The organism is Oleiphilus sp. HI0067, from assembly GCF_001635735.1.
This window is the reverse complement of sequence record NZ_LWFI01000911.1, coordinates 36984-48335: the sequence shown is the minus strand read 5'-3', so window position 1 is coordinate 48335 and position 11352 is coordinate 36984. Positions and strand designations below refer to the sequence as shown.

General features: G+C 44.6%; 13 protein-coding genes. 6 read left to right on the top strand and 7 right to left on the bottom strand.

Annotated features, from left to right (window positions below; translation table 11 throughout):
- Positions 1-278 (top strand): 2Fe-2S iron-sulfur cluster-binding protein (locus tag A3739_RS10655; RefSeq protein ID WP_068501285.1); only part of this gene is annotated, 278 nt, incomplete at its 5' end.
- Between the two features lie 31 nt (positions 279-309).
- Entirely contained in the window at positions 310-1695 is a 1386-nt protein-coding gene (locus tag A3739_RS10650) for a cytochrome P450 (protein WP_068473608.1), read from the top strand.
- Between the two features lie 4 nt (positions 1696-1699).
- Here the strand turns inward: A3739_RS10650 and A3739_RS10645 are convergent, their stop codons facing one another.
- On the bottom strand, positions 1700-2707 hold the full coding sequence (locus A3739_RS10645) for an alpha/beta fold hydrolase (protein ID WP_068473611.1): 1008 nt from the start codon (positions 2705-2707) through the stop codon (positions 1700-1702).
- A gap of 56 nt (positions 2708-2763) precedes the next feature.
- Complete coding sequence (locus A3739_RS10640) at positions 2764-3600, bottom strand: hypothetical protein (RefSeq protein WP_068473614.1); 837 nt, start codon at positions 3598-3600, stop codon at positions 2764-2766.
- A gap of 416 nt (positions 3601-4016) precedes the next feature.
- Here A3739_RS10640 and A3739_RS10635 point away from each other — a divergent pair, with 416 nt between their 5' ends.
- Positions 4017-5150, top strand: coding sequence for an NADPH:quinone oxidoreductase family protein (locus tag A3739_RS10635; protein ID WP_068501283.1), 1134 nt, complete (start codon positions 4017-4019; stop codon positions 5148-5150).
- A gap of 162 nt (positions 5151-5312) precedes the next feature.
- On the opposite strand, the gene A3739_RS10630 is transcribed toward A3739_RS10635, so the two are convergent.
- The 4 genes from A3739_RS10630 to A3739_RS10615 all read right to left on the bottom strand — a co-directional run bounded on the left by A3739_RS10630 (position 5313) and on the right by A3739_RS10615 (position 7360).
- Entirely contained in the window at positions 5313-5510 is a 198-nt protein-coding gene (locus A3739_RS10630) for a hypothetical protein (protein WP_068476656.1), read from the bottom strand.
- 273 nt (positions 5511-5783) lie between these two features.
- Entirely contained in the window at positions 5784-6362 is a 579-nt protein-coding gene (locus tag A3739_RS10625) for a methyl-accepting chemotaxis protein (protein WP_082869158.1), read from the bottom strand.
- Between the two features lie 8 nt (positions 6363-6370).
- Complete coding sequence (locus A3739_RS10620) at positions 6371-6796, bottom strand: methyl-accepting chemotaxis protein (RefSeq protein WP_068476660.1); 426 nt, start codon at positions 6794-6796, stop codon at positions 6371-6373.
- 132 nt (positions 6797-6928) lie between these two features.
- On the bottom strand, positions 6929-7360 hold the full coding sequence (locus A3739_RS10615; protein WP_068476662.1) for a PAS domain-containing protein: 432 nt from the start codon (positions 7358-7360) through the stop codon (positions 6929-6931).
- Between the two features lie 201 nt (positions 7361-7561).
- On the opposite strand from A3739_RS10615, the gene A3739_RS10610 reads away from it, so the two are divergent.
- Positions 7562-8566 (top strand): NAD(P)-dependent alcohol dehydrogenase, encoded by a 1005-nt coding sequence (locus A3739_RS10610; protein ID WP_068476664.1) that lies wholly within the window; start codon positions 7562-7564, stop codon positions 8564-8566.
- 76 nt (positions 8567-8642) lie between these two features.
- On the opposite strand, the gene A3739_RS10605 is transcribed toward A3739_RS10610, so the two are convergent.
- Positions 8643-8972 carry a DUF4156 domain-containing protein gene (locus A3739_RS10605; RefSeq protein ID WP_068763552.1) on the bottom strand — a complete coding sequence of 110 codons (330 nt, stop codon included), beginning with the start codon at positions 8970-8972 and terminating at the stop codon, positions 8643-8645.
- Between the two features lie 108 nt (positions 8973-9080).
- Here A3739_RS10605 and A3739_RS10600 point away from each other — a divergent pair, with 108 nt between their 5' ends.
- Together A3739_RS10600 and gltX are read left to right on the top strand one after the other, a co-directional pair.
- Positions 9081-9725 carry an MBL fold metallo-hydrolase gene (locus A3739_RS10600; RefSeq protein WP_068473790.1) on the top strand — a complete coding sequence of 215 codons (645 nt, stop codon included), beginning with the start codon at positions 9081-9083 and terminating at the stop codon, positions 9723-9725.
- A gap of 63 nt (positions 9726-9788) precedes the next feature.
- Entirely contained in the window at positions 9789-11288 is a 1500-nt protein-coding gene (gltX, locus tag A3739_RS10595; RefSeq protein WP_068473793.1) for a glutamate--tRNA ligase, read from the top strand.
- The last annotated feature ends 64 nt before the right edge of the window (positions 11289-11352 follow it).

Here is an 11352-nt window from a genome sequence, read left to right as displayed (position 1 = left end):
CTCTAAGTTATGAGAATGGGCAGTCTGTAATGGAAGTGGCGACCGAAAATATGGTGCCGGGTATTGATGCGGATTGTGGTGGGGAATGCGCGTGCGGCACGTGCCACGTNTTTATAGACCCACTATGGCGTGATCAATTGGGTGAAATCAATTTAGAAGAAGCTCAAATGCTAGATATGGCGCCAGAGAAACGAGAAGAATCACGACTTGCATGTCAGGTTCGACTTAGCGCTGATGACAACGGGATGGTCGTCAAACTTCCTGAATTCCAGATGTAATGTCACATAGTGCAACGAAGGTAAAAGACCAATGAAACTGTTAGAGCCTGTGATTGAAAAGAGTACCGCGCTTGTTCCTATGCATCTGCAAATTAAGGGAGCGCATGCCTTTCAAAAATTCAAAAAGCGTTTGGGTTTAGCGCGCGCTATTCCGACATTTACTGAAACCCCAATTCCTCCTGTTGCTGATCTTTCATTGGGTGAAATTGATGTCAGCAATCCTTTTTTGTTTCGACAGGGGCGGTGGTTGGAGTATTTTCAACGTCTACGAGATGAGAGTCCGGTGCACTATCAAGCGAACAGTCCATTTGGACCTTTTTGGTCGGTGACACGTTTCGAAGACATTATGTATGTTGATAAGCATCATGAGCTTTTTTCTGCCGAACCTATTATATCGATAGGCCCGCAACCTGAAGGTATCGAAATTCAAACCTTTATTGCGATGGATCCCCCTAAACATGATGTTCAACGACAAGCTGTTCAAGGCGTTGTTGCTCCTCAGAATTTAAAGGAAATGGAGTCCTTAATTCGTCAGCGAACCTGTGATGTGCTTGATAACTTGCCGGTAGATGAGCCTTTTGATTGGGTGGACTGCGTATCAATAGAGTTAACAAGCCGCATGTTGGCAACTTTATTGGATTTCCCCTACGAAGAACGTCGTAAATTGGCTTTCTGGTCTGACGTGGCTGCAGCATCTCCCGAAACCACCGGTGGGACGGGGTATCCCGCTCAAGCCTTCGAAGTTGCTGGTGCCATGGCAAAGGGCTTCTCGGAGCTATGGCGCGAAAAAGAGGCGCGCTTGAAGTCAGGTCAGTCTCCGGGATTTGATTTAATCAGTTTGCTGCTAACCAATGAAAACACGAAAGACATGATTGATCGACCTATGGAGTTTTTAGGGAACATGGCTTTATTGATTGTCGGTGGGAACGACACAACGCGTAATTCCATGACTGGCGGTGTCTTTGCGTTGAATCAGTTCCCTGATGAGTTAGCAAAACTAAAAGCTGATCCAAGTTTGATACCTAATATGGTTAGTGAAATCATTCGGTGGCAGACGCCTTTAGCTTATATGCGCAGGGTCGCGACGCAAGATGTTGAGTTACATGGTCAAACGATTAAAAAAGGCGACAAAGTCGTGATGTGGTATGCGTCGGGGAATCGGGACGAGCGTGCGATTGAGAATCCAGATGCATTCATCATCGACCGTAAAAATGCACGCAAACATTTGTCTTTTGGATTCGGCGTGCATCGTTGCATGGGGAATCGACTGGCTGAAATGCAACTTCAGATCCTGTGGGAAGAGTTGCTATCACGCTTTGATGATATAGAAGTGTTATCAGAGCCCGAATATGTCCAATCGAATTTCGTGAAAGGCTATACCTCTATGCAGGTTAAACTGACCGCTAAGCAAGGCTAAGCATTTACTGCTCGCAATAGAGTTCTTCAATCGAGGATGATTCAAACCCGTTTTGGTCATCCATCCATGCTGTCATGTCTTTGAAAACGCGCGGTGCTTGTAGGTCGCGACTTAGCATATGGTAGCCATTGGTATAAAGTTTAAGCTGATGGTTAACTTGGCTTTCCATTCGTTTGAGCATTTCGCAAGTAGGTGTTTTAGGAATGACTTCGTCCTTGAGCCCGTATAGTACGAGGGCGGGTGTTTGTATTGCTGACGCGTTCTCAAGCGCTAAGTCCATCAAGTTAGTTAATCCATAAATAGCATCAATTCTCGTCTCTTTGATAACGAGAGGGTCTTGGCTCATCGCGATCAGCGCTTCACCATTATCGGTGGCAACCACACCAAGACTTTCACCTGTAGGTTTCCAGCCAGGGAATGTATGTACGGCGACAAACAGCGCAAAACGCTGATACCAGGGTTGAGTGCTCCGTGCCCAGACTGCAGGGGCTAGTAAGATAATTCCATCTATATGCGAGGTCTTGTCGTTATTTTGAGTGAGCGCAGAAATAATGACGGCGCCGCCCATACTTTCACCAACAAGATAAAGTTCTGCATTTGGATATTGCAGTTTTAGTGACTTGCTCATTGTCATTAAGTCAGACTGTAGCTTTCCTTTTTGCGGCCAGATACCGGTTTGTTCTGTCGCACCGAATCCTCTTTGGTCATAGGCCATGCAAAGGGTTTTTGTAGAGTGTTTATCAGTCATGAATTCGCAGAGCCCACTGAAGGCATTTGAGTAATCATTAAAACCGTGTAGTGCGAGGATAATACGCTCAGGTTCTTCTGCAGCTGGCCAGCTTTTAAAAGGAAGTTTGTACCCGTCTTGCGCAATGAAATGCGTTTCATCAAAGGTGGGAGTTTGTATGCGGGTTTGGGCTAGTTCATTAGACGCTTGTGTGCTTGGTGTGACGCAGGACGCCAATGGTATTAAGGCGAAAATAGTCAGGAGACACCTAAGTTGTATCGACATTTATTAATATTCCATATGTCTTTTATCTACGCGTGACTCTAGCGATCGTGGACGCTTTACGATGGAAACTCTATCACCGTTGCCTTTTGATTGTCGCCTTGATGAGTCTCTTGTTTTAGTGGCAAATTTGAAGCGCTTTGCTCACTTTCAAGTAAGGCTTCAAATTGAGGGATTTGATTTACCAAGCGTTGCACGTTTTCGGCGGCAAGCATATGTCTATAAGCGAGATCTAGCTCAATATCTTGCAGATCTTCATGAATTTGGTAGTGACTCAATCTCAGACCAGTTTCGGAATTACGGATGCCAGCATCAACTTGTGCTTGAAAGCGCTTAAGCTTTGCAACAATGTCATTCAGTATTGCTTGGGAGGCACTTCCAGTCTGACGCTTTTGAATTTGCAGTTGTGTGTTGCTGGTAAGTATTGAGCGAATCAGGTTCATTCCGAATTTGTCGGATGTTTGACGTTTGACTGAAGGTGCTTGTCTCTTAACTGGGAGGTCTACGGCAAATGCAATGTTGTTCCCGAGTTGCGCATGCTTATTGCGCTCAGCTTTACTGTTTGACCAGTAGACGTCTTGTTTGCATTGCGGGCAAAAGAACTTGTCGGCTTTGTCTGTAGGGTCAAGACCGTCTATAGATCGAGGGCAATCGTTTTGCCAGCTGAGTGAACGACAGTCGATGATTGTGTGTGATGTTTTTGGGTCAAGATGTTCGCGACGAACGAAAAAACCTTTCGCCTTTGAATCTAATCCGCGTAAACCGATCGCTTCATCATGGCTGATGCATAGCGATGCAGCGCTTTTGCGTTGCAACTTAACTTGATGAATAACAGATGCCAATTTGGGGTGAATCACCGGCGCTGATTTATCGTTTGATTGGTCGTTACTGCTCATAAACTACTCACTCATTTTTCTGCACTTTAACGAGCGATGTAACAGTTTGTAAAGTTGGTAAGGCCTGAAATGTCTACTTAGATAGCATTTAGAGCGCAAAAGACGCTAGATTTTAATGAATATTACGTTTCGGAAGATAAGCTTGAGTAAGTTAAGAATATGCATGCAAAAAAAGGCCGGTTGTGCAATGCACAGCCGGCAATAAGTGCGAGTAGTATCCATGAAAGTCTTTCTATTGCTGACGCATGAATAACATCAGCAACCCAATACTGGTACAGATTTTTGGTTATGCAAATAAAAAGATGAAATTATTTTGCGTTCAATATTTCTGATGCTCTAAGTGTTTGTTTTTGCGTCAAACGTTGGCAGAATTACGTTGAAGAATTTTTATAAATAATAAAAAAATAGGTGTATCTGTGGCCGTCATCGAACCAATATCCAACCCGCGCTGTGCTCAAATTAGTCAGTTTGCTGAAGACCCCGTTAAAGGTGTCGAGAAGAACTTACATTTGGTTTCTCAAGTAAAACCCAATGTACAAGATCTAGTAAGTCATGATGTATTGATTCAAGTGAAAGCTGCCGCGCTTGGCTGGGTCGATCTACTCATGACAAGCGGACAGTATCAGCATATGCCGCCTTTACCATATACCCCAGGCTTAGAATATAGCGGGGTGATTGAATGGGCTGGTAAAGAGGCGAAAGCAGAGGGTTTGTCTATTGGTGATCGCGTATTTGTAGATGGGTTTGTGACCGGACCAAGATCTCCGGGAAAGTATCAGCAATATGGAGGGTTCGCTAACTACGCGGTTGCACCTGCTGAAGCTGTTAGAGCAATTCCTGAGGGTTTCAGCTTTGAACAAGCGTGTAACCTTTTAGGAAGTTATGAGACTGCTTATCACTGCCTCGTAAAATGTGGCGAATTAAAGCCTGGTGAGACCGTTCTCATTCATGGCGCCTCAGGCGCAACGGGTTTAGCTGCGTTGCATATGGCCAAGTTGTTAGGCGCTAAGGTCATTGCAACTGGGCGCAGTGATGAAAAATTGGCAGTGGTTAAAGAGCAGGGTGCAGATTGGGTTATTAATACTTCATCATCTGATCCTGATTTCGGTGTGAGTCGCTTCAGAGATGAAGTGAAAGCACTTACCAATGGTGCCGGGGTCGACGTGGTTTACGATGGCGTAGGTGGGGATATATCGCTTGAGAGTATGCGTTGCGTAAAGTTCGGAGCGCGGTTTCTTATTGTTGGTTGGGCATCAACGCCGTTTGTCGCAAAAGGAAAAGGCCAACGTGGAGCGCCTAATGCGAATATGCTCCCCACTAACTTAATTATGATGAAAGGGCTCAAAGTCTTGGGCTGTCCTACTGTCATATCCGCGCAGCAAGATCCATCTATTCGACAAGAACGCTTATCACAGATTATGTCATGGGTACGAAATGGTGATATTCAGCCGTTTGTTTCAAGTGTTTATGACTTGGAAAATGTTAAACAAGCAATGAAAGATAAATGGACTGGTAAAATTATTGGCGGCGCAGTGCTTAAGCCAGAATAAATTGATATTGAGAGTAAGTGCACGAAAGTGTAATGAGTGCCTGATTGTGTGAGAGCGTTAATTCAGAATTTAGAGGAAAGTGCGGGGCGCTGAGTTGAAAGTGGTTTGAGAGAGCCACAATGAAACTGTGGCTCTGCATTCTCAGAGACTATGAAAGGATGTTTACGCTAGGCTTAGCGGCTTTTCACCCTGTGATGTTAGAAATACGTCGATTGGGTCTTCGAAAGTATCGTGAGCATCACCTTCAAATTTGTTTTCCCATAATAGGTAGCTTAGAAGAAGCTCTTCACCTTTCATTTCATTTTGAACTTGAGTTGTTTTAACTGTTTCAGTGTTGTTAGAAGCTACGATAGTAAGCATGTTCAATCTCCGAGAAAAATAGTGTTGTTTTTGCAATGGTGTGTTTAAAGCAAAAACCATGTACAGAGTTGAAAATAGCTATTAAAAACAATTGTTTATATTTAATTATTTTAGCTGATTATCAAGTTTCAGATTGCGGTGTCAAAAGTTTGGCGCATGTTTCTGGCAACCTGTGACCTAAGTGTATATGAGGTTTTTGTTGAGCTCGGTAGTGTTCACAATTGTTCTAATTGCTGTGCGAATTTTCATCGCATTGTTTCGTTGCTGAACAATTCACGAGGTGAAGTCATTCGCAAGCTTGGTGAGTTTCATTACTTCTGTAAATTGCTTCTCTTGAATAGTCTGTGCTTTTGTCGCGTTGTCATACGTTTGTACCGCTGAGTCTTGGATTGTGTGAACGTTCTGATTAATTTCTTCATATACCATGCTTTGTTGTTCTGTTGCCGAGGCAGATTGAATCATTGCCGCAAGGGTTTCTTCAGTCAGATTTGTGATTTCTGCTAACGCTTCTTTGGCCTCTGTGGATTGACGAGTAGTGGTGTTTGAGCTTTCAAGGGTTTGATTCATTAGATCGACAGTGACATCGACGCCTTCTTGTATCGCCGCAATAGCTGCTTGAATTTGCTCTGTTGTGGTTGCTGTGCTGCTCGCTAAATTCCGCACTTTATCTTCTACGACGGCAAAGCCACGACCTTGTTCGCCTGCATGGGCGGCTTCTATGGCCGCGTTTAATGCCAGTAGATTGGTTTGTTCAGCAATGCCATGAATCGATTGAACCAGTGTTGAAATTTCTTGGCTGGTATTACTGATACTTTTGATTTGTTCTGAGGTTGTTGAGAGCTTCGAAGCCAGTTCTCCGACTACTTGTTGCGTTGCGTTGCATTGACTTGGCTTGAGCCTTGCGCGACGTTATTTTGAACCGATTGCATTAGGCTGCTCACGTTTTGGGTGTTCTGTGAGACCTCTGTTATAGATGTCGACATCTCATTGATAGCGGTGGCAAGTTGCTCAAGTTCTTGTTTCTGACGTGCTGTTTGCTGCTCTGTATCACTCGCCATATTCGCAGATAATCGCGCACCATCTTCTACGTTTTTGGTGCTGTCCACCACTCGCCAAAGGGCGGTTTCTAACTTATTGCGCATAAATATTTTACTAAGCTCAAGACTGCCTAGTTCATCCAAACGGCCCGTATAAATATACTGCGCGAGTGTGTCGGAATAGGTTGTTGCTGATTCTTTCGCTGCTTGTCGTATGTTGAGTGTGATGAAAAAATTAAAAAGTGTCATCACTCCAAGAAAAGCGATTGTGGAAGCGGCTCCGATTAAAAAATGTGTGATGGCCAAAAAAATGGCAATAGGAAGTAGTAGGGTCGTGGTCGCTGCATTCAATTCATAGGCGATTGGCCAATGTTTAGGGTGCTATAGATGGTAGGGCTGTTTACCTTCATTAATTAGCTTGTAAGCATGCGTAGCGCGACTGATTTGATCACGACTTGGCTTGAATCGAACGCTTTGCAGGTGAGCTTCACCGTCAGTTTCATCCGCATTAGCCATCACGAAAGCATCGACCCAATAGTGATCCCCGTTTTTACAACGGTTTTTAATGATGTCCATCCACGATTTTTGATCCGCCATTGCGTCCGAAAGCGATTGAAACGCGGCTTGTGGCATATCTGGATGACGAACAATGTTGCGTGCTTGCCCAAGCGCTTCTTCTTCGGTAAACCCTGATATTTCAACGAAGTCTTTATTGACGTATGTGATCACGCCTTTAGACGTGGTTGTTGAAACAATGCGAGCGTGCTGGTCATATTCAAGCTCGTTTTGAGTAACGGGTTCGTTAATGCGCATGGGGATTTCCTAATTAGTAAACTGCCCAAAGAGCTTAGTAAGCGCAGGCATAGCTTGCTGAGCTTTTCGAATATGCTGGATCTAAATCAATTAACTTGAAGGGAGCTATCATGGAAACGGATCATCACATCAACTAAGGTTTGGAATCTAATCTAAGCAATGACGCGTATTTAACGCTGGGTTTAATCAAAGGAATCTTTTATGTATAGAGCGTATGCAGCAGAGACCGCAGGCGGAAAGTTGGTTGAAGTAGGGAGAGAACTTCAACCTTTAGGTGCGAATGATGTTGAAATTGACGTGATGTATTGCGGTATTTGCCATAGTGACGTGAGCATGCTCGACAACAGCTGGGGGATGTCTGTGTACCCTATCGTAGCAGGGCACGAAGTCATTGGCCGTGTTGCAAGCGTTGGCGCGGAAGTTGACGATACCTTAGTTGGTAAAAATGTAGGGCTTGGTTGGCATTCTGACTATTGTGGTCATTGTAAAAGCTGCCGAAGTGCAGATGAGAATTTATGTGCAGAAGCTCAAGGCACGATCGTCAACAGAGATGGCGGATTTGGTGACAAAGTCGTTGCGAGCGCGGCGAGTGTTGTAGAAATTCCTGAGGGCATGGACCTGCCTAAGGTAGGGCCTTTGTTATGTGGTGGTATTACCGTTTATAACCCTCTAGTTCAGTTTGATGTTAAACCGACTGACAAGGTTGGCGTCATCGGCATAGGGGGCTTAGGGCACATAGGTCTGAAGTTTTTAAACGCGTGGGGATGCGAAGTTACCGCTTTCACAAGTTCTGACAGCAAAAGAGAAGAAGCCTTAGCTTTGGGGGCGCATGCAACGATTAATTCTAGTTCTGCGGCAGACCTTGCTCGGGCGGTGGGCCAGTTTGATTTTATTATTTCTACCGTCAACGTGAAGTTAGACTGGAACGCTTACATTGCCTGTTTAGCTCCAAAAGGCCGACTTCATTTTGTGGGAGCGACAACAGAGCCTCTCGATCTAGCTGTCTTTCCACTGCTAATGGGACAAAAGTCTGTGTCGGCTTCGCCAGTAGGGAGTCCTGCAACGATTGATCAGATGCTAGCGTTTGCGGTAAGGCATGACATCGAACCACAGGTTGAGATGTTCCCGATGTCTGATATCAATGCGGCCATTCAACATTTGAGAGATGGCAAAGCGCGGTATCGCGTTGTGCTTGATAATACTTGAGGTTTTACGCTGTAAATAAAAAGGGCGTGAAGTGAATACTTTACGCCCTTTTTTGTATCTATTAACTGTCTAGTCGTTAGCGGCAACGGTAAAGAACAAAAGTTTGACGGCCGTCTTCAATTTCTGAGATGGGAGTAATGGTGTTCGCCTTTTTTGAGTAGGCGGCATTTCGAGCTAGTGTTGAAAGCTCTTGCGCCATTGTATCTTCGTCACGATCAATGCCAGCAATACTGGATAGTACTTTTACCTCGGTTTCGCCAATGCGCTTACATTCTGCCGTGTCGTGGCTAATGATCACCTTCTGACTGCCGGGCACCGTATCAACAAATGAACATCCGACAAGCGTGATCGATAATATAAAAGCAGGCGCAATGCTTGTAAGAATACGTTTAGGTGTGAACTGCATGAAGAATACCCATGAATTTGTTGTTAGAAGCCGGTTGATATTAACAGGTCTTTGTCGATAATACCTCGCACAAACTTCATTCTCTGATTTCGAACGAAAGGCGCTGTAATGGCATTAAAATACGAAATTGTTCCGGTTACGCCATTTGAGCAGAACTGCAGTCTTGTTTGGTGTGATGTGACGATGTCTGCTGCGGTTGTAGATCCAGGCGGGGACTTACCTAAAATTCAGGCACGTATTGATGCGCTTGGTCTTAAACTAGATAAGATTATTTTGACGCACGCGCATATCGATCATGCTGGTGCGGTAGGGGAATTGAGTACATCTCAAAACCTTCCCATTGAGGGGCCGCACAAAGAAGACCAATTCTGGATTGATATGCTGCCTCAGCAATCTCAGATGTTTGGCTTTGCGCCAGCTCAATCCTTTACTCCAAATCGGTGGTTAGAGCAGGGTGATACTGTCGAGATCGGACAGGAAATTCTAGAAGTCTTGCACTGCCCAGGCCACACGCCGGGTCACGTTGTTTTTTATCATCGTCCGAGCGAATTGTTGTTCGTCGGAGATGTTCTCTTTCAAGGCTCTATCGGTCGAACTGATTTCCCGAAGGGAGATTACGACACTTTATGTAAGTCTATCCGCGGCAAGCTCTGGCCTTTGGGTGATCAGATTTCTTTTGTTCCTGGTCATGGCCCTATGTCTACGATTGGACAAGAAATTAAAACAAACCCTTTTGTTGGTGGTTACGGTTAGTCGATAAGCTAACGAAAGAATTTTTAACCACCCATATTATTTACTGAACGACTGGAAATTTTAATGACTCAAACTGTACGTACCCGTATTGCTCCATCTCCAACAGGCGACCCGCATGTCGGCACTGCTTATATCGCACTGTTTAACATGTGCTTCGCGAAGCAACATAACGGCAAGTTTATTTTACGTATCGAAGATACGGATCAGGCGCGTTCCACGCCAGAGTCAGAAAAGCAGATTCTTGATGCTTTACGTTGGTTAGGTCTCGATTGGGATGAAGGGCCTGATGTTGGCGGTCCTCATGGACCATATCGCCAAAGCGAGAGAAAAAATGATTACGGCGCGTATGCGAAACAACTGGTTGAAGAAGGTAAGGCTTTCTACTGCTTCAGAACACCTGAAGAGTTAGATGTTATTCGTGAGGAACGAAAAGCAGCTGGTTTGAATCCCGGTATTAAAGGTGATTTGGAATTGCCAGCAGATGAAGTCGAGAAGCGTTTAGCTGCAGGCGAGCCTCATGTTATTCGTATGAAGGTGCCAGAAGAAGGTACATGTGTCATTGATGATATGTTGCGCGGCACGATCGAGATTGATTGGGCGCAAGTAGATGCTCAAATCCTGTTAAAAAGTGATGGAATGCCAACCTACCACTTAGCCAATGTTGTTGATGATCATTTAATGGAAATCACTCACGTGATTCGTGGCGAAGAGTGGATTAATTCTGCGCCAAAGCATCAGCTTCTATATGAGTACTTTGGTTGGGATATGCCAACCCTATGTCACATGCCTTTGTTGCGTAACCCCGACAAGAGTAAATTGAGTAAGCGTAAGAACCCTACCAGTATCACCTATTATGAACGGGCTGGTTTCATGTCTGAGGCTTTAACAAATTACCTTGGCCGTATGGGTTATTCATTGCCCGACGAAACCGAAAAATTCTCGCTTGATGAAATGATCGCAACATTCGATATCAAGCGCGTTTCACTAGGTGGACCAATTTTCGATGTTGAAAAACTTAGTTGGTTAAATGGTCTGTGGATTCGAGAAAATCTTTCAGCCGAAGACTTTGCCGCGCGTGCTCAGCAATGGGCATTTAACTCAGATTATGTGAAGCCAATGCTTGAGCATGTTCAAGGTCGAGTAGAAACTTTTGCTGATATTGCGCCACTTGCTGGATTTATGTTCTCAGGAATGCTGAATATTTCTAAAGACGACTTTGCGCATAAAAAATTAGAAGAAGGGCAGGTGAAGCGTGTGCTCCAGTTTGCTTTGTGGACGCTTGAGGCGCAGCGTCATTGGAACAAAGACAATATATTTGGTGATGTAAAAAGCTTGGCAAAAGCAATGGAAATAAAGATGGGTGATTTCATGCAGCCATTATTCGTGGCAATTGCTGGAACGCCTAATTCGTGGTCTGTGGTTGAGTCGATGGCCATGCTTGGACCGGATATGACGCGAGCGCGATTGCGTCATGCCTTAAATGTTTTGGACGGGTTCTCCAAGAAAGAAGGTAAGCGTGTTGAGAAAGAGTTTGCTGCACTGCAAAACGTCCTAGCAGGCTAATTTTAAAGCGTTATTTTTGAGAAATTGATCAATGATTGTGCGATCAAAAATAATCTCGAAAAAG